This window comes from Maribacter sp. 6B07 (assembly GCF_002700155.1).
GTDB classification, from domain to species: Bacteria; Bacteroidota; Bacteroidia; order Flavobacteriales; family Flavobacteriaceae; genus Maribacter; species Maribacter dokdonensis.
On sequence record NZ_PDUT01000002.1, the window covers coordinates 186,275 to 207,199 of the forward strand.

The 20,925-nt window shown below is 34.6% G+C and carries 13 protein-coding genes; 7 read left to right on the forward strand and 6 right to left on the reverse strand.

Features of this window, described 5'->3' with window-relative positions; genetic code table 11:
- Position 1 precedes the first annotated feature (1 nt).
- From CSC80_RS10530 to CSC80_RS10550, 5 genes are all read right to left on the reverse strand, one after another.
- Complete coding sequence (locus tag CSC80_RS10530; protein WP_099191682.1) at positions 2–742, reverse strand: CpsB/CapC family capsule biosynthesis tyrosine phosphatase; 741 nt, start codon at positions 740–742, stop codon at positions 2–4.
- A 206-nt stretch (positions 743–948) separates the two neighbouring features.
- Positions 949–1,764 carry an N-acetylmuramic acid 6-phosphate etherase gene (gene murQ, locus CSC80_RS10535; RefSeq protein ID WP_099191684.1) on the reverse strand — a complete coding sequence of 272 codons (816 nt, stop codon included), beginning with the start codon at positions 1,762–1,764 and terminating at the stop codon, positions 949–951.
- 4 nt (positions 1,765–1,768) lie between these two features.
- The gene (locus CSC80_RS10540) at positions 1,769–3,166 is read right to left on the reverse strand and encodes a sodium:solute symporter (protein WP_180268602.1); all 1,398 of its coding nucleotides are present in this window, start codon (positions 3,164–3,166) and stop codon (positions 1,769–1,771) included.
- Between the two features lie 127 nt (positions 3,167–3,293).
- Entirely contained in the window at positions 3,294–4,598 is a 1,305-nt protein-coding gene (locus CSC80_RS10545; protein WP_099191688.1) for a RagB/SusD family nutrient uptake outer membrane protein, read from the reverse strand.
- A 10-nt stretch (positions 4,599–4,608) separates the two neighbouring features.
- The gene (locus CSC80_RS10550; RefSeq protein ID WP_099191690.1) at positions 4,609–7,698 is read right to left on the reverse strand and encodes a SusC/RagA family TonB-linked outer membrane protein; all 3,090 of its coding nucleotides are present in this window, start codon (positions 7,696–7,698) and stop codon (positions 4,609–4,611) included.
- A 200-nt stretch (positions 7,699–7,898) separates the two neighbouring features.
- On the opposite strand from CSC80_RS10550, the gene CSC80_RS10555 reads away from it, so the two are divergent.
- Positions 7,899–8,654, forward strand: coding sequence for a DeoR/GlpR family DNA-binding transcription regulator (locus tag CSC80_RS10555; RefSeq protein WP_071341846.1), 756 nt, complete (start codon positions 7,899–7,901; stop codon positions 8,652–8,654).
- Between the two features lie 29 nt (positions 8,655–8,683).
- On the opposite strand, the gene CSC80_RS10560 is transcribed toward CSC80_RS10555, so the two are convergent.
- Entirely contained in the window at positions 8,684–9,265 is a 582-nt protein-coding gene (locus CSC80_RS10560; protein ID WP_071341847.1) for an RNA polymerase sigma-70 factor, read from the reverse strand.
- A 115-nt stretch (positions 9,266–9,380) separates the two neighbouring features.
- On the opposite strand from CSC80_RS10560, the gene CSC80_RS10565 reads away from it, so the two are divergent.
- From CSC80_RS10565 to CSC80_RS10590, 6 genes are all read left to right on the forward strand, one after another.
- Positions 9,381–10,538: a FecR family protein gene (locus CSC80_RS10565; RefSeq protein ID WP_099191692.1), complete on the forward strand. Its 1,158-nt coding sequence runs from the start codon at positions 9,381–9,383 to the stop codon at positions 10,536–10,538.
- 252 nt (positions 10,539–10,790) lie between these two features.
- Positions 10,791–14,036: a TonB-dependent receptor gene (locus CSC80_RS10570; protein ID WP_236973373.1), complete on the forward strand. Its 3,246-nt coding sequence runs from the start codon at positions 10,791–10,793 to the stop codon at positions 14,034–14,036.
- A gap of 19 nt (positions 14,037–14,055) precedes the next feature.
- Positions 14,056–15,507: a RagB/SusD family nutrient uptake outer membrane protein gene (locus CSC80_RS10575; RefSeq protein WP_099191696.1), complete on the forward strand. Its 1,452-nt coding sequence runs from the start codon at positions 14,056–14,058 to the stop codon at positions 15,505–15,507.
- A gap of 236 nt (positions 15,508–15,743) precedes the next feature.
- Positions 15,744–17,429 (forward strand): FAD-dependent oxidoreductase, encoded by a 1,686-nt coding sequence (locus CSC80_RS10580; protein ID WP_099191698.1) that lies wholly within the window; start codon positions 15,744–15,746, stop codon positions 17,427–17,429.
- Between the two features lie 136 nt (positions 17,430–17,565).
- Positions 17,566–19,011: an arylsulfatase gene (locus CSC80_RS10585; protein WP_201796631.1), complete on the forward strand. Its 1,446-nt coding sequence runs from the start codon at positions 17,566–17,568 to the stop codon at positions 19,009–19,011.
- Positions 19,008–20,675: an FAD-dependent oxidoreductase gene (locus CSC80_RS10590; RefSeq protein WP_099191702.1), complete on the forward strand. Its 1,668-nt coding sequence runs from the start codon at positions 19,008–19,010 to the stop codon at positions 20,673–20,675. Before CSC80_RS10585 ends, CSC80_RS10590 begins: the two co-directional genes overlap by 4 nt.
- Positions 20,676–20,925 lie beyond the last annotated feature (250 nt).

Here is a 20,925-nt window from a genome sequence, read left to right on the forward strand (position 1 = left end):
TTTATCTAAAATTATAAATCGTTTTTTCAATAATAGGCTTTATAAGCATCAAAGTTTTTTCTTTGATGCTTATTTTTTTTAATGCGTTTAGCTGAGTTGTTTTATGGACGTCACTGGCTGCAAAATCAATTAAATTGTTCTTTAATAGCCAGTTTGCAACTTTCTGCACTTCACTTCCGTAATAATCACCAAGCGATAACAAGTTTAATTGAAAAAGCACACCATCGGTTTTAAAATGTTTATACTTATCCATTTTATTATGAAGATACATGTATCGTTCAGGATGTGCTAATATTGGAAATAAGCCATTAGTCTTAATTTTTTGAACGGCGCTATCAAAATTAATGGAAGCTTGTAGATAAGACATCTCTATTAAAAGATAGCTTTTTGTAAGAGGCATGACTTTATGTTCATTTAAAATTGTTTCAAATCCTGAATCAATCATGTGTTCTGCAGCAGCTTCTATATTGATATGCTCAAGATTATTCATCTTCAAAGCATTTTTCAGTAACGATAAAGAACTTTGAATTGTAGAGGGATTATTAGGATAATAATTCTCCATGATGTGTGGGGTGCAAATAAAATCATTTACCCCAAATTCATTAAAACCTTTTATTAGTTTAATGGAATCTTCAACAGTTTTTGCGCCATCATCAATGCCTGGTAAAATATGATTGTGTATATCAATAAAACCTTCAAGATGATCAATTAAAAAATGTTTTTTAGAAAAAAAGTTGAACATGGTTAAAATTAAAATTTAGTTATTTGCCGATACAGGAATTGTAATATCAATAAATATAGTGTCTCAGGTGAATTGAGGTACAATATGTATTGAAAAGTGTACGGAAATTAGCATAGTTGCATTTAGATAAGGTAAAATTAAGTAATCACCCTTAATTTACCTAAGTATGCAATCTACGTTCTATTTTAATTCTATGTGTGCTTATTTTATTGTTTATAGCACTCAATAGACTTTCTAACACTACCATGCTCTAATAATAATGATTTTGCAAGACTTTCATTTATTCCTAATTCTTCCATTATCATTTTAGTTCCGCGATCTACTAGTTTATTGTTAGATAGTTGCATGTCTACCATTTTATTTCCTTTAACTCTACCAAGGTTAATCATAATTGAAGTAGAAATCATATTTAAAGCCAGCTTTTGGGCTGTACCTGCTTTCATTCTCGTGCTGCCAGTAACAAACTCTGGACCTACAACGAGTTCCATAGGGCAGGTTGCAATTTCTGATACTAAAGAATTTTGATTGCATGAAATACTCCCTGTAAGTATGCCATTGGCATTAGCGGCTTTTAATCCTCCAACTACATAGGGTGTTGAGCCCGATGCCGCTATACCTAACAAAACATCGTTTTCATTTATTTTATAGACTTCAAGATCTTTCCATGCCATGGCTTCATTATCTTCTGCATTTTCAACGGCTTTTCGTAATGCCTTATCTCCACCTGCTATTAGACCAATAATCCAATCATCTGAAACTCCAAATGTTGGAGGGCATTCGGAGGCGTCTAGAACGCCTAATCTGCCGCTGGTGCCTGCTCCTATATAGAATAGTCTACCACCTTTTTTCATTCTAACTAATGCCTGCTCTACAAAATGTTCAATGCTAGGGATAGCTCTTTCTATGGCCAACGGAACGGCCTTGTCTTCTTGATTCATGTTAACTAGCAATTCGTTAACGGTCATTTTTTCTAAATCATCGTAATTTGATGACTGTTCTGTAGTGGGTTTAAGTGTATTCATAGTATTATTTTTTAATAAGCAATAACCCTATTACGGTTAAGCTTGCATTGACTGCTATGTTTATAAATCCGAAATCAAAGTTGAATGTGTTTATTGAGAATTGTCCTAGTAGATAAGTTATTATCGGTGCGGATAAGCATATTACAGGAACCCATTTATCTTTTAATTTTATTTTTGAAAACATACCAAGAAGGTATAATCCTAACAGTGGACCATAGGTGTAACCTGCAACTTTAAATATTAAGGAAATAACATCTCCCTTGCTATTAGAAAAGGAAAGTATAATTACGAATATTATGCAGGAGAAAAGTATTATGACTAGATTCTTTAACTGCTTTTTTGTTTTACTTGATTTGTTTGAAATATCTAAAAAATCATAGGTAAAAGAAGTAGTCAATGCGGTAAGTGCGGAATCTACACTAGAGAAAGATGCTGCTATGATGCCTAGTATAAAGAATATACCCGCTAAAGTACCAAGATGGTTTAGTGCAAGGTTAGGAAAAAGGTTGTCGGTATTTAAAAACAATCCATTTTCGCCCTTGGGTAATAGTATGCCCATTTCATTTGCATAAATGTACATTAACACTCCAAGACCCATAAACAGAAATTGTGTCAATGCTAAAATGATACTGTAGGTCAATGTGTTTTTTTGAGCATCCCAAACATTTTTACAAGTGAGTGTTTTTTGCATCATGTTTTGATCAAGTCCGATCATAGCAATCGCTACTAAAATACCTGCTATAAATTGTTTGTAGAAGTTATTTCCAGAATCAGATTCCCAATTTAATATTTTAAAATATTCGTGGGAAGTTATACGTTCAAAGGATTCGGTAATACTAAAGTCTAACGTGTTTATTATTGTATAAATGGTTATTGAGGCACCAAGTATTAAAAATATAGTCTGCATAGTATCTGTCCATACAATGGTTTTAATGCCTGACTTGTTTGTGTAAAGCCACACCAAAATCAAAATAATGATGATGGTTACATAAAAAGGAATATTGAAATAGTCAAAAACTGCATATTGTAGAATTTTGGCGGCTAACATTAAACGTAATGCCGCACCGAAAGATTGAGATACCAGAAAAAACAATGAACCTGTCTTGTATGTATTGTTTCCAAACCTCACTTTGAGAAAGGTGTAAATGGAAACGAGTTGAAGTTTGTAGTATAAAGGAGTTAATACAAAGGCTATAAAGAAATAGCCTACAATGTTTCCGAGTATAAATTGATAAAAATAGAAGTTATTGTTTGCCACCATACCAGGTAAGGACACAAAGGTGACACCGGATAAACCAGCACCCACCATACCGAATGCTACTAAATACCATGGTGATTTTTTGTCGCCAGTAAAAAATGTATCATCACTGTTTTTCTTTGAGGTGAAATATGATATAATCATAAGTACAGCAAAGTAAAAGGCAATAATTAGAATGATTGTTGTAGGTTTCAATTGGTAATTTTAATTAAAAATTAGGGCAGTTTAATAACTGCCCTAATTTAGATAGTGGTTGTTGAAATTAAACTTACTAAGAAGTAGGGTTTGCGGGGGTATTTGTGTTGTTGTCTCTTTCAGAATTAGGGTAGGGGTAATAGTCCCTGTTTCTTTCGGCATCCGTTTCCGTTGCACCTGGTCTATCAAACCTTCTGCTGTCCTCTAAAGAGAGTCCGGTCAAGTATAATTCTACTCTTCTGTTTTTATAAATTTCATCTAGAATTGCAGATTGTTCCAAAGCACCATCATACTCGGGTAGATTTGCACCTAAACCATAAATGTCAGAACTGGATGTTTTGGTTAACACAGCATTCAATTCTGTTACAGCACTTGTTAAATCATTACTTCTAGCATATGCTTCAGCTTTTATCAGCATTATTTCACCCGGAAGATATACTGGTATTTCATCTACATTGTCACTCCAAAAACCTACAACCTGGTAATTTGGTGTTTCGGCTTCTAAATCTTCAGCGGTTATATAGAATGGTATTCTCTCGTCATTTTCATCGGGTAATAAATCTGTTGGTAGACCGAATGTTAAATCTTTGGCTTGGGTCACATTTTGTGAGCCAAACCAAAATGCTAAAGGATTAGGGATGGATGCATCGTACTCCCAAGTAGATTTTACTGAAAGATCAACATTGTTGGCAGCTGTAATTGCCGCGTCATAATTCCCTGCCATTAAATTAAACCTTGCTAATAGGGCATTTACAGAATTTTCAATATCAACAGAAGTAAAGATATCTGCTGTAATGGATGTATCTAAACCTGCATCAATATATCCCTTAGCTTCGTTCAAGTCTGCTATTACATCATCTAAAACAGCAGAACGTTCAATAAAATCGGCATCCTCAACAATTTCTAGTGGTATGCTTTCAAAATATTGAATTAGTGTACCGTGAGCCAGCGCTCTATAGAATAGACCGTAGGCTTTTAAAGAACCCGAAACAGAAGTACTTTCGCTAACATCATCAGCGGCATCGATCACTGTAGTAGCTTCCTTTCGGGTTAATAATGCATTGGTCCAAGTGTTAATTAATAATTCATTGCTTCCGCTAACATCATCTCCTCCAAGTAAGATTTCATTTTCACCAAGGTTTCCAGGATTCAATAACCTTAATTCATCAGTATTCAATCCAGAAATATGTGTGCCTGTGTAAATTAATCCGGTTCTTTCTGTACTCCATCTTTGCTGAACACCATTGATAAGGCGTACCAGATTATCTGTGTTGTTGACTACATCTGGTTCTAATGTGGAATTAGGATCCAAATATTCAGTATTACAAGACGTGGTTGCAATGAGCAATGTGATAGCTATTGTTTTTACTATATTTTTCATATCTGTCTTTTTAGAAGTTAGCGCTTAGTGATAATGAGATTGTCATTGGAATTGGCACGTTACCAAAATTCACTGAGCGCAATAAGTTTGATTGCCCTCCAGCATTTGTTTCAGGATCATAGCTAAAGAATTTGTCAAAAGAAACAAGGTTTCTTCCAATCAATGAAAGTCTTACATTTTCTAAACTAGAGTTGAACAATGACGGAAATTCATAACCTAAAGAAACTTCTCTAAGCTTAACAAAAGAACCATCTTCAATTCTGAATTCTTCTATAGGATAAATACCAGCGATATATCCTCTAGGTAACTCTCCTGTTAATTCTTGCGCTGCTAATTGACCAACACCTACACCTTGTCTGGTTCTTTTGTCAGCATCAAAGACATCAAAGCCCTGTACCGCTTCCCAAAGCATACTGAAATTGAAATTCTTGTAGGTAAGGTCAGTACCAATTCCAAGGATGTAATCTGGATTAGGGTCACCAATAACTTTTCTTAAAACATCCCCAGTCGGTTGTCCGTCTGCATCACGCTGTGGTGTATTGGTTGTAAGGTCACCTCTTTCTTGTTGAGGAACCCCAACCGGACTACCATCTGTAGATTCACCTGTTAATATTAATTCGCCATTGTCATCTGTAGCATAGTAAGTACCATAGAATACGCCCAGAGCTTCACCTTCTCTTACAATTGGCGGAGCACCGGTTACACTTTCAATAGTAATATCGCCACCTACCGTGCTTAGTACCTTGTTTCTATTACTACTATAGTTGAAATTAAGATCCCATGTTAAATCATCAGTTTTAATAGGTGTTATTTTTGCATAAAGCTCAATACCGTTATTACGCATTGTACCAACATTTTCTGTTCTTGTTGAGCCACCTAATGAAGGTGCCAATACACGACTTACAATTAAGTCTTCAATGTTTTGACGGTAATAGGTAAATAATAATGATGCCCTGTTGTTAAAGAAACTTAAGTCTGTACCTATTTCAAATTCTTTGGTGCGCTCAGGCTTTAATCCTTCGTTACCCAATCTGGTATTTTGTTGTAATGTTGAGGAGCCTAAGTAATCATTTGAGGTATAGCTGCCATATCTTTCATAAGGACTTATTGCGGTTAAGTTACCGGCTTCACCGTATGATGCTCTTAACCTTGCGGAATTCAAGAAACTTTCCGTATTCCAAAATGGCTCATTTGAAAGAACGTAAGATCCAGAAACTTTTGGATAGAAATTAGATCTTTCGTCAACATCAAAATTTGTAGCCCCATCAATTCTGCCAGCTAGTGTTAAAAACAGTTTGTTATCCCATGATAAGGTCTCTTGTAAAAAGAATCCGTAAATATCCAAGTTGGTGTCAATGGGTTGTGTTTGCAATGGAATAGTAGGTTCATTATTGCTATCCAACCCTCTTCCTTGAGTTCCTTCAAAAGAAAGTTCGCTACTTTGAAAACTATATCCTGCAGTTGTAACCGAGTTTAATTTGTCTGTAATATTGGTGTTGTATGCCATGTTAATGTCATAGTTCCAGTTAAATACCTTCGCCTCGGCACTACCTATATAACCATCGTCATAATATGCAGGGTTTACATTTTCATAAGGATAAACTGGTATATAGATATTACCTTTTTGATTATATGTATCAACACCTATAATTTGATCAATAGATAACTTTTCTGTGGGCTTAATTTTAAGATGTAGATTAGGAATAAAGTGATTTACATCTTGAGTAATATCAAAAGTTTCAATAATAGTCAATGGATTTACTCTGGTATTTTCAACAGCCATTAAATTTCCATTGGCATCTCTTTGAGTGATGTCGAATGTGTTGTTAGTTATATTAATAGAGTTGATAGGACTCCAAAAAACATTTCCATCTGGTTTTTCATCAGATTTACTATTGGCATAGTATAATCCTAAATCGTAAGACATCCAATCGGTTACTTTATGATTAAAATTAACTCTTGCAGAAAATCTATCGAACTTGGTGTTTTTGATGATACCTTCATTGCTTAGATATCCTATGGATGCCATATATCCCATTTTATCATTTCCTCCTTTTGCAGAAAAGTAATTGTCGCTACCAAAACCGGTCTGGAAAATCTCATCTTGATAATCATATCTGGTAGTTTCAAATTTATCGGTAGATAAATTTCTGTATGTTGTAAGGGCATTGCCATCATTTGGGTCAAAACCAAAAATTGGCCATAGTCTACCGGAAAGCGCACTGTTAGGTACAGTTTCAAATTCTTCTCCTATGAGATTTAAATCTAGTTTCTTACGAATTGTATTTACGCTGAAAGTAGATTTGAAATAAAATTCTGGTCCGTCTTCATAATTGCCACCTTTTTTTGTTGTTATTACCACAACACCGTTGGATGCTCTAGAACCGTAAATGGCAGCAGCGGCAGCACCATTTAAGATGTTGACATTTTCAATATCGTTGGGATTAATGTCTACCATTCTATTTTGTCCTGGTGCAGCATCGCCCGCATCAACATTTAAGTTGGTAACATTGGTAGTTAAGTTACTGGTGATTACTCCGTCAACTACGTATAAAGGTTCTGAAGATCCTTTGATCGTACTTGGTCCTCTAAGTCTAATAGAAAAACCACCGGCGGGATCACCTGAATTTTGTGTTATTTGTGCACCAGGAACTTTACCTTGTAAGGATGTCGTGATATTTGCAGGTGAAGCTTTTACTAGCTCTACCGACTTTACGGTAGTAATGGCGTTACCCAATTTTTTTCTAGATTGGGTAACAGATGAACCCACTAGAACTACTTCGTCTAAAGCATTTGAATCTTCCATCAAGGTAACATTGATAGTTTGATTCATGCCCGTTAAAGCAATTTCTTCTGTTTTGTAACCAATGTAACTAATAACTAGTGTTTTGCTATTAGAGTTAGAAAGCTGTATGCTGAAATTACCATCAAAATCAGTGGAGGCCCCCGTAGTGGTTCCTTTTAACAAGATGGTAGCGCCTGGCAACGGAAGGCCGTCTTCGGCAATAACAGTACCTGAGACTGTTGAAGTTTGTGCATAAGTACTGAGTGAAAATAGCATCAGCAAGAGCACCGAGAGAACATGATAGGTTTTCTTCATAATATTAGTTTTAAGTAGTTGTGCTAACAAACCTAGCAGAATATTTTATGTTTTGCAATATTTTATTGCAACAAAGCAATTAAATCTAGAAATATTTATTGTATTCTAAAATGAGGTATATGTTTTGCAGTATTTTGTTGCAAATGTTAGTTGTTTATTATTAATTTGATATCCTTGTAATAGTTTTTAAAGAATATATTTTGCAAAAAACCGATAGACATCAAGTAATAGTAGAAGAGGTTCAGTTACATAATAGGGTGTTATTGACAGATTTAGCCAACATTCTAAATGTGTCAATGGATACCGTTAGGCGAGATATAAAAGAGCTTGATGAGTTAAAGAAATTGCGAAAAGTTCATGGAGGAGCAATCTCTAATGGATTCAATACCTATTCCGATCGGTCTAAGGAGATTTTTGAACAGGATAGTAAAGTGAAGATTGCAAAAAAAGGCATCTCTCTTTTAAAAAATGGTGATGTTGTTCTTATAAGCGGCGGGTCTACCAACTTGGAGCTTGCTAAACTTATTCCTAGAAAAATGGACCTTACCTTTTTTACGCCAAGTTTACCTATGGCAATAGAACTTTTGAATAATAAAACTCATCATCATGAAGTATACATAATAGGAGGTAAGCTGTCAAAGGAATCTCAATTGGTTACCGGTGGAGTGTCTATTAATAGTTTAACGGATATTTCTGTGGATGTTTGTTTTTTAGGTACTGGATATTTGGATAGTGAAAAAGGTATTACGGAAACCGATTTGGAAATTGCGCAGTTAAAGAAGGCTATGATAGATTCATCAAAAAGATTGGTGGCTTTAACCATCAGTAAAAAGTTAAATACTGTAAGTCGTTATAAAATATGTGAAATTAATACACTAACTGATTTAGTCACAGAGCTAGAGCCCTCTGCCAAGATTTTGGAATCTTACAAGAGTAAAGGGGTTAATTTATTGTAGGTGTTAGATGATAATTCGATAATCTATGCTTAAACCAATTTTTTATTGAAAATAATAAGCAAGATAGTTTCGTATTTATCACCTAATTCATTTTTTAATATTCTAAATGCTTTGGTAATTTGTGCTTCAACAGTCTTAATAGAGACGTCTAAATAATCTGCGATTTCACTATTCGATAGACCTTCTTTTTTACTTAGTACGAAAACCTTTTGACATTTGGGAGGTAGTTTTTTAATTTCTCTATTTACAATGTCCATCATTTTACTCATCATGTTGTCATCAAATTCAACCGCTACCTCATGAGAATACTCAATGTACTTTTTATTCAATAGTACAACAGCTTTATTTTTCTGATATGTATTCAAAAATTCATTGTAAACACATTTATAAAGAAAATTACGGATAGAGAATTCTGGATTAAGTTTTTTTCTTGATTTCCAAGTCTTTAGAAATACATTTTGAACAATGTCTTGTGCGGTTGATTGATCATGGGTTAAGGTTACCGCATAGGCATTTAGTTGTTGATGATATTTTTCTAGAAGTAAAATGTAGGCTTTTTCTTCTCCGGATATAAGTTTTTTAATTAATCTTCTATTTTCTTCAGCATCCATAATAAATGATTATTTAACAAATAAACGGTAAATATTATGAGATTATGAAAAAAATATCAAAAAAAAGTTAGGGTATTGAGAATTTCACTTGTATTAATTAAAAGAGAAGTAATCAATGATATCAAAAGATATTGAAAATCGAATCATTAAATATTTTACTCAGTCAGCTGATGTAGAAGATTTGGATGTTCTTAATAATTGGTTGTTAGATGATAAGAATCATAAGATTTTTAAATCATATGTTAAAACCCATTTCTCTATAAATTTGGCTATGAACAATTCTGAATTTGATAAAGTAAAAGAAAAACTCCTAAAGGAAATTAATAAGGATAAAAAGCAAAGTTCTAAAATTAGAATGTTATCTGTTTTTAAGTATGCTGCTATTGCGGTTTTGTTTTTGGGACTTGGATTTTTAATGAAAAATAAATTATTGGTCAATGAAACAGCAGATGTAGTTGTACCAAGAGAAGATTCTATAGTACTAGAGTTGGGCAACGGTGAACAGCAGGTTATAACAGAGACAGGTTCCGCTAAAATTATTGGAACTTCGGGTGAGGTTATCGGCAACAAGAAAGATGATCAATTAATTTATGAACCGCAGGAAAACCAAATACTAGAATATAATACATTGAGTGTTCCTAATGGTAAACAATTTGGAATTGTATTGTCAGATGGTACTAGGGTGCATTTAAATGCTGGTAGTTCAATAACATATCCTACTGTTTTTGAAAAAGATGTTATTAGACGAGTTGTTCTGAGAGGGGAAGCTTTTTTTGATGTAATACACGAAAACAATAGACAGTTTGTAGTAAATGTTCAAGATTTAGATGTTAAGGTATATGGTACCAAATTCAATGTCACCAATTATGACGAAGATAAGCAGACGGAGGTTGTACTTGTTGAAGGTTCTGTTGGTTTGTCTTCTAAAGAAAGTAAAAAAGATTTAGAAGAAGTCTTTTTGGAACCGGGTTATATGGGCGTATTCAATAAAACGGATAAAAATATAATCAATCGCAAAGTTAATACAGCGCTTTATACCTCTTGGATGAATGGGAATCTTGTTTTTCGAAATGTTTCTTTCGAAAATATAATCCAAAAACTAGAACGACATTATAACGTGGTCATAATTAACAATAATGTAGCGCTAGCTAACGAGAAATTTAATGCGACAATTGAAACTAAACACGAGACAATAGAAGAAGTGTTTAGTTATTTCAATAAAGTCTATCAAATTGAATATCAAATAGTAGAGAATAAAATAATAATCAATTAAAACTTAAATGCAATGAGCTAAAATCAACAAACATCATTAGATCATTTTAATATTTCGAGAGGACGAAAAAAAATCGGAAAATGCTGGAACATTTCCCGATTATAAGAATGATCACTCTTAAAGCGTAATCACAAATAAACACTCAAAATTATGAAAAAACCACCAATGTCGAATGGGTTTCTCTCTCGGCGCTTAAATTATGACCTAAAAATGAAGTTATCGCTTCTTTTTTTCTTGACAATAAGTTTTTTGATGCAGGCCAATACCTACTCTCAAAAAACAAAAATTTCTATTGCGAAAGAAAATTCAACTGTTCGTGAGGTATTAGATGAAATCGAAAGCCTTAGTGAGTTTAAATTTTTATTTAAGACAAATACCGTTGATTTAAATAGAAAGGTAACTGTAAAATTTAAACATGTTCCAATTGATGACATTCTTAAAAGTCTCTTTAACGATCAAAATGTTACTTACGAAATAAAAGATCGTAAAATATTTTTGAAAAAAGATTCAAAGCTAAATAGGGCTAGAGGACAAGACGAAAAAGTCGAAGCCTATCAAAGAACGGTGACCGGTTCCATTGTAGATTCTGATGGTGTTCCTTTACCAGGTGCTAACATTGTTGAGAAAGGAACTACTAATGGTGTAACAGCAGATTTTGATGGTAATTTTTCCATTTTGATTTCTGATCAAAACGCAACTCTAATATTTTCATATTTAGGCTATGCAACTAAAGAGGTTGCTTTAGAAGGAAAAGGTAATGTTGATATTGTACTTCAAGAAAGTGCAGCGGGCTTAGAAGAGGTTGTTGTAGTTGGTTATGGTACTATGAAAAAGGCAGACCTAACGGGGTCGGTTTCTCAGGTTAAAACTGAAACCCTAGAATCTGTTCCAGTTTTCAATATGGCACAGGCACTTAAAGTAGGTGCATCTGGTGTAAGGGTTACTCAAAACTCAGGTACTCCTGGTTCTAGAATTGAGGTACGTATTAGAGGAGGGAATTCATTGATAGGTAACAATCAACCGTTATATGTAGTGGATGGATTTCCAGTTACTAGCGGTATAGATTATTTAAATCCTGCAGATATTGAATCCGTCGATATTTTAAAAGATGCATCGGCAACTGCAATTTATGGCTCACGTGGTGCAAACGGTGTTGTAATTATTACTTCTAAAAGAGGGGTGAAGAACCAAGAAAGTAAAATAGAGGTAAATAATTACTTTGGTATGCAACAGGCCATAAATCAATATGATTTACTTAATGCTAAAGAATATGCCATTATAGCCAATGAGTGGTTAAAAAATGAAGGTCTGGAACCGAATTTTAATGTTGATGAGGTGCAAAACCCAGGAACCGATTGGTTAGATGCAATTTTTAGAACTTCACCTGTTCAAAACCATACCATTACTTTTTCTGGTAGTTCAGATAAAGGGAGATATTCTATATCCGGTAATTATTATGATCAGGAAGGAATCATTGAAAACTCTGGAGTTACAAGAGGTTCAGTTAGAGTTAACTTAGATCAAGAATTGAAAAGCTGGTTAAAAATGGGCATTAACCTTCAATTATCTAGAAGTGAGACCCATTCAGTAAATGTTGATAACGGATACCGAGGTACATCAATGCTTTCTGCAGCGGCTTCGGCACCACCTACATTACCATTATATGATGAGGATGGACTACCTACCCAAATAGGACAGATTTACAATTTTGGGTCTGCAGATATGAGAAACCCTTTATTATCTACTCTTAATAAGAATCTTAGTTTTGCTAATAGTGTATTGGCTAACTCAACTTTCGATTTTCAAATTACACCCAGCCTTTCTTTTAAGACCTTATTAGGCTTGCAATATAGAAATTCACGTAGCGAGTTGTTTACGCCAACTGTGTATGAAAATGATAGAGGTTCTGCTCAAGAAGGTAATAATTATTTTAATTCATTTTTAACGGAAAATGTCTTGACGTATTCTAAGACATTTAATGAAAAACATAGCTTAAACGTAATAGGCGGTGCTACTTACCAAACGCAAATGAACCGTTACTCTGGTATATACGTAAGCGGTTTTTCCAATAATATCACAGAAAACTATAATTTGGCTGCCGCAGAAACTGTTGGTAATCCTTGGTCCGGTTATTTTGACTGGACGTTAGCTTCGTTTCTATCGAGGGTAAATTATGCCTATTATGGTAAATATATGGTGACCGCTAGTATTAGAGCAGATGGATCTTCGAGGTTCGGCGCAAATAATAAATGGGGATATTTTCCTTCAGCAGCTTTAGCGTGGCGTGTTTCTGACGAATCTTTTCTAGAAAATAGTTCAACCATTTCAAACTTAAAATTAAGAGCAAGTTACGGTATTACGGGTAACACTGCGCTCAATCCATATCAGTCACTAGATAGACTAAACTCAACTAAATTCATCTTTGAAAATCAAGCTGATGTTATTGGGTTTTATCCTGCCGGTATTTCCAATAGTGCTTTAAAATGGGAAACTACTGGTCAGTTGGATGTTGGGTTTGATTTAAACCTATTCAATAATCAATTAAGGTTTGTATTTGATTACTATAAAAAGAATACTAAAGACTTACTTGCATCGGTACCTCTTCCATCAAGTGTTGGGTTTAGTTCAATTCTTAGAAACCTTGGTGAAATACAAAATTCAGGAGTAGAATTTAGTGTTGACGCTGACATTTTAAGAAACGAATTTAAATGGGATGTATCGGCTCAAATTTCTGCCAATAGAAACAAAGTTATCGAGCTTGCTGGTGACAGTGATATTTTTGGTGCGGCACAAGCTGCGGTATGGCCAAGTGCGAATATTGCAAGAGAAGGAGAACCATTAGGTGTTTTTTACGGACTTCTTGAAGATGGTTTGGATGAGAATGGGTTTATAAAATATCAAGATATTAGTGGACCCGATGGTGTTCCTGATGGTTTAATAAATTCATTGGATCGTGTGATTTTGGGTAGTTATCATCCAGATTTTATATATGGATTAACTTCTAACTTTAGTTATAAAGGTATCGAACTAAATGTGATGTTGGAAGGGGTTCAAGGAAATGAACTATTTAATGCCACCAATGGAACACACTTAAATTCTTTTCAACGAGGTAATAATCAATTTAGAGATATTATTGGAAATTATTGGACAGCTGAAAACCCTGATCCTAACGCAAAATATCCAAAAATCAGTAGTGCTACTCAAATTACTGTTTCAGATAGATTTATTGAAGATGCCAGTTATTTGCGTGTAAAATCGATGAGGTTGGCATATAATTTTCCTGTTTCTGACATAGGTCTAAGTGATTTTGATATGCTTCAATTATATATTTCAGGTACCAATCTATTCACTTTTACAAATTACTCAGGTATTGATCCAGAAGCTAATACTAGAGGAACTGATTCAAGTAATATTGGCGATCGATTACGTTTTGGTCACGATCAGAGTAGCTATCCTAGTGCCAAAATTTATGCGATTGGTCTAAAATTTAGATTTTAATTTATAAAGACATAACATTATGAAAAATATAGTTTTAGGATTAATAATAATCATGTGTTTCTCTGCCTGTGAAAAAACACTGGAAGAAGTTCCAAGGGATTTTGTTTCAAAGGCAAACTTCTACAATAACGAAGAAGATGCTCAAGCCGCCATTGTCGGTGTTTACGCTGGATTACAAAGCGATTTTTATGGTATGAACCATTATTTAATGACTGAGCTACATGGCGATTTTATTTTTGGTAGAGGGTCACAAGCACCAATTACTATTTGGGATCAAATATTGGATCAAACAAGTATTGGAAGGTGTGCCTCAAATTGGTCATCACTTTATACTACGATTAATCGTGCCAATGCGGTTTTAGATAATGTATCACAAATAGAAGATATAGATGCGGAAACTAAAGAGATGATACTTGGAGAAGCCTATTTTTTAAGAGCTTTAAGTTATTTTGAACTAGTTCGTGGTTGGGGTGCTGTACCTATTAAGACTAGTGAAAGTGTAGATTTAAGTACCGTAGAAGCCGCACGCGAGCCAGAAAGTATGGTGTATGAATTAATAGTTGCTGATGCCTTGGCTGCAGAAAGTAGACTTGGTGAAACAGGTTCTCAAACGGGTAGAGCTTCAAAATGGGCTGCTAAAATGTTATTGGCTCATGTGTATTTGACTTTAGAAAATTGGGAAGCAGCAGCAGATAAGGCCAATGATGTAATTGTTAACGGTCCTTTTAGTTTAGTAGAAGTTGAAAGTCCAGATGATTTTTATAAGATTTTTGCCGTAGATTCTAGCTCAGAAGATATAATGTCTGTTCACCACTCTGAAACAAAAACTTCGGGTATTCCAACATATATTCATAGAGGGCAGGCGCTGCCATATAATTATTCATCTACAGGTTATTTTGCATGGCTTCCTGATACAAATTCATTTATTGGAGATAGTTGGGATGATAATGACTTACGAAAGGACTTTAATTTGTATACAGAGTATCAAAATTTTGATGGGTCATGGGTTTCTTTACCGGAAACATTGCCGGTACTCTTTAAAAAATTTATTTCCAATTCGTCTGGGCAAAATGTATACAGTGTGCCTATTTATAGGTTTGCCGAGGCATATTTAATTTATGCGGAAGCGGCAAGTAACGCCAATGGTGGTCCAACAGCACTTGCATTAGAGCGACTTAATATTATTAAGAGACGAGCATATGGTTTAGATTTGAACACGGTATCTGCAGAAGATTATCCTTCTGGTATGAGTTCAGGAGATTTTAGAGATGCGGTCTTACAAGAACGTGGTTACGAGTTTTTATTGGAACGTAGACGTTGGTTTGATTTGAAACGAACCGGTACGGTTAAAGAGGCTTTTACAGCTGCTGGCAAAAATATTATTGATGAACGCTTATTGTGGCCAATTCCTGAAAATGAAATCAATAACAATCCGGCAATAAGCCAATCTGACCAAAACCCAGGTTATTAATATTTAAATAGTGTCAAGAATACAGGTCTCAAATTCGGCCTGTATTCTTTATCTCTTTTTGCTAAATATTTTTAAAACTAGAGGGACGCTAAAAACTATTGAGTGATTGATAGTCTGTGCTTAAAAAGTGAACACTGTCAAGAAAAATGGTAGTGCTTTTTTAATAAAACCAAGAATTTTTAAACGAATAAAATTTTAGAAAATAGCATAAAGTATATTACTAATTAATAAAGAATATGACCAAATTAATACAAATTTTCACTCTCATATTAATGTTTCAAGGCTTGAACGCACAAACAAAAAAATATGATATAGTAATTTATGGAGGTACATCGGCCGGTGTTGCAGCAGCTATTCAATCGAGTAGAATGAATAGATCAGTAGTACTTATAGAACCAACAAGCCGAATTGGAGGTTTAACTACAGGAGGCTTAGGACAGACGGATATTGGTAACAAGCAGGCAATAGGAGGAATTTCTAGAGAATTTTACGAGAACATTAAAAAGTATTATGATGATTCAAGTAATTGGAAATGGGAAGATAAGTCTGATTATAAGGATGGTGGCCAAACACGAACGCAGAAAGGAGAGCCTACCATGTGGACATTTGAACCTTCGGCAGCACTATCGGTTTATAATCAGATGTTAAAAAAAGAGAAGGTAAAACTAGTATACAATGAAAGATTGAATAGGGATTCTGGTGTAGAAATGAAAAATGGTAGAATCGTTTCTATTACAATGGAAAGTGGGAAAAAATTCATTGGTAAAGTGTTTCTTGATACAACTTATGAAGGTGACTTAATGGCTACAAGTGGTGTTAGTTATACTGTAGGTCGTGAGAGTAATGAAGAATACGGAGAAACTTTAAATGGTGTACAGGCAAATAATTATAATGTTTCCTTAACTAAATTAGTTTCTAAGAATGCAGCTAATCATAATTTTATACAAAGAGTAGATCCTTATGTTGTAAAAGGGGACCCAAAGAGTGGACTTTTGCCGAATATAAATGAAAAACCAGGGGTAGAGGGAGCTGGAGATGATAAAGTACAGGCTTATTGTTTTAGAATGTGCCTAACAGACAATCCTGAGAATAAAATTCCTTTTAAAAAACCGGATGATTATGATGAATTGAATTATGAATTGCTATTTCGCAATTATGAAGCAAGGGAAGGGTCAGTACGTGATATGTACTACAATGGCGGACCTATATTGCCATTAATTAATTCTAGTATGCCAAATCGTAAAACCGATTCGAATAACAGATTTGGTTTTTCTACCGATTATATCGGAAAGAACTATAACTATCCAGAGGCTTCATACGCTGAAAGAGAACGAATAGTAGAAGATCACCGCAATTACCAAATGGGTTTAATGTGGACATTGGCCAATCACCCCAGAATTCCTAAAGAGGTTCGTGATGAAGCTTCAAAATGGGGGACAACAAAAGATGAATTTGAGAGAGAAGATGGTTGGCAGCAACAACTATATATTCGTGAAGCCAGGCGCATGATTAGCGATTATGTAATGACACAACATAATTGTGAGGGGCTTGTAGTGGCAGAGGATGTTATTGGATTGGCTGCGTATACAATGGATTCTCATAATGTTCAAAGGTATGTTGATGCTAACGGTTATGTTCAAAATGAAGGGAACGTAGAAGCTCACGGTTTTGATCCTTACCCTATAAGTTACAAGTCTTTGACTCCAAAAAAGGAAGAGTGTGAAAATTTAATAGTGCCGGTTTGTCTTAGTTCTACACATATAGCTTTTGGTTCTATAAGAATGGAGCCTGTATTTATGGTTCTGGGTCAGTCTGCCGCTACTGCCGCTTCTTTGGCTATTGATTCAGATAGTTCGGTTCAAGATGTTCCTTATAATACTTTAAAATCTGTTCTTTTAAAAAATGGTCAACGCCTTGAATAATTAATAAAGTTTAATTGAATTGATTATGAAGATTTCGAAAGAATCTGTTAGCCAATATATCAATAAATCTGTACTAAATAAGCATGGCTTTTATGGTCTGATAGTATTGTGTGTGATGTTTTTTACATCTTGTAAAATGGAAAAAGAGAAGGCATCAACTTTACCGAATATTATATTAATATTAGCCGATGATCTCGGTTATGGTGACCTGCGTTCATATAATGACCATTCTCTTGTGCCTACGCCTAACTTAGATAAATTAGCATCTGAGGGTATCAGTTTTACCAATGCTTACTGTCCAGTCTCTGTTTGCACACCATCTAGATATGCGTTGATGACCGGTACATACCCCTTTAGAAGTTGGAAGAAATCCGGTGTACTTGCAAATTATGAACCTTCCATGATAAGCGAGGGTCAATTGACACTTCCTAAAATGTTACAAGAAGCAGGTTATACAACGGCAGGTTTTGGAAAATGGCATCTAGGAGCAACTTTTCCAACATTGGACGGACTAAAACCTGCAGGTTATGGACAGTTTAAATCTAAGAACAATGGTGAAAATATCGACTTAAGTAAACCTATTGAAAATGGTCCTGTTGATAAGGGTTTTGAAAATTGGTATGGGTTTAGCTGTGCGAGTGAATGCTGGGTAATGGAAGGTAATGATATAGTTGCGGCCTTACAACATGAATTTTATAATATAAATGCTGCCAAGGGTAAGGAACATATTGAAATTATTCCATCAAATGAGTATTTAAAACTACTTACTAAAAAAAGTATCGCATTTTTAAGTCAAAGATTCAGGTCACCAGATAAAAGTCCGTTTTTTCTATACTTTGCTCCTTATGTACCACACATTCCATTGTCGGTAAGTGATGAGTTTATAGGAAAAACCAAAGCGGGTACCTATGGTGATTATGTAGCTGAGTTAGACAGCAAAATTGGTGAGATATTAGATACTTTAGAAAGCTCTGACCAAAAAGATAATACTATAATAATCTTTGCAAGTGATAATGGGTCTCAGTTTGAAAGAACCGGCTTACATATAAACAATGCCAACCCAAGTAATGATTTGGTAGATGTACAAGGAAAAAATAATGGTACTGATGAACATCATCCAAATGGTAATCTCAAAGGCTCTAAATGGACAATATGGGAGGGTGGAGTTCGTATGCCTTTTATCGTAAAGTGGGCGAATAAAATTCCTTCAGGAGTTAAATCTGATAAATTATTTGCTTTAAACGATGTAATGGCAACTTTAGGAGCTCTTGTCAATTATGACTTGCCGGAGAATGTTGCGATAGATAGTTATGATCAATCTTTAAACTTTTTGGGAAAGGAAAATAATATTAGAAATACTGTCGTAGTACAATCTTCCAATGGTCAAATGGGATTACGGAAAGGGGACTGGAAGTATATTCAGCCAAACGAGAATGAGTTACAGGGTCAATTATATAATCTGTCAGAGGATGAATCTGAATCTAATGATTTAATTAACGAGCACTTTGAATTGGGAGAAGAAATGAAAAAAGAATTACTTGAAATAACATCCAATACCTATTCTAAAAATCAAAACAAATGAAATATATAAGCCGTTTCGTACTTCATATGATAGGGTTGATGATTTCAACTTTAATTTTGTATTCATGTGAGGATAAATCTGCAGATGTAAAAGAAACAATTACAGCAGACATTATTATTTATGGGGGAACTTCAGCGGCAATAACGGCAGCGGTAGAGGCAAAACGCTCTGGGAAATCGGTTATAGTCGTTTCTCCAGACAAGCATTTGGGAGGGTTGACCTCTGGAGGATTAGGATGGACTGATACTGGTGATAAAAGTGTAATTGGAGGACTTGCAAGAGAATTTTATCAAAGAATTTATAAGCATTATAATACTGATGAGGCTTGGAAATGGCAACCTAAAAGTGAATATGGAAATACAGGACAAGGTACACCTGCCATGGATGGAGAAAATAGGACTATGTGGATCTTTGAACCTCATGTAGCAGAAAATGTATTTGAAGACCTAATTAAAGAGAATGAAATTAGGGTTGATAGAGATGAATGGTTAGATCGAGAAAATGGTGTAGTTGTAGAAGACGGAACAATTAAATCAATTTCTACATTGACAGGTAAAACGTATTCTGCTAAAGTTTTTTTAGATGCAACTTATGAAGGTGATCTAATGGCAGCTGCAGGTGTAAGTTATCATGTAGGTAGGGAGGGCAAAGATGTTTATGGAGAAGAATGGAATGGAGTGCAGACAGGTGTTTTACATCATAAACATTGGTTTCAATCTAATGTATCCCCTTATATAATACCTGGGGATTCAACTAGTGGATTGTTACCTAGGGTTTCCAGTAAAGCACCAGGTAAGAAACATGATGGGGACCATAAAATTCAAGCATATTGTTTTCGTAGTTGTATGACTAATCATGAAGTCAATAGGGTACCTTTTCCAAAGCCTGAAGGTTATGACCCAATGCAATATGAATTGCTTGCTCGTGTATTTGATTCAGGTTGGAATGAATGGTTCAATAAGTTTGATGCCATCCCCAATCATAAGACAGATACAAATAATCATGGACCGTTTAGTAGCGACAATATCGGTATGAATTATGATTATCCAGAGGCTTCATATGAAAGAAGAAAGGAGATTATAAAAGAACATGAGCAATACCAAAAAGGACTTTTATGGTTTGTAGCAAATGACCCTAGAGTGCCAAAAAGTGTTCAAATGGAAATGCAAAAATGGGGGTTAGCTAAAGATGAATTTGTGGATAATGGTAATTGGCCGCATCAAATTTATGTTCGGGAAGCAAGACGGATGGTAGGTGAATTTGTAATGACAGAAAATGAACTATTAAAAAAGAGTAAAACTCCTAACCCAATAGGATTAGGTTCATATACTATGGATTCTCACAATGCACAGCGTTATATAAAACCCGATGGTTTTGTTCAAAATGAGGGAGATATAGGAGTAGAAACTAATGGTCCATATACTATTTCTTATGGTTCTTTGGTGCCAAAGAAAAATGAATGTAAAAATTTGCTTGTTCCTGTATGTGTATCATCAAGTCATATTGCTTTTGGGTCAATTAGAATGGAGCCGGTCTTTATGATTTTAGGGCAATCAGCTGCTACAGCTGCGGTAATAGCTATTGATGAAAAAATAGCAGTTCAAAATGTAGATTACAAGCAATTGAAAAAAGTGTTATTATCTAAAGGGCAAATAATTGAATGATTTTATTTGGGCTTTTCATCAAATGTGAAAAATATTATTTGAGTATGTTAGTTTAATTGCAAATAGGGATAACGATATGTAGTTGTCCCTATTTTTTTATTTAAAATACAAACAGTTATAAATAATGTTTTACATGTATCAATAATGAAAAGTGATGTTTTACTTCCCGATACAGTAAGTAGCAAAGTTAGTGTTTATTAGGCTTTGAGAGCTTTGGGGTACAAATGGGGTACACGAAGGTAGTTTCTTT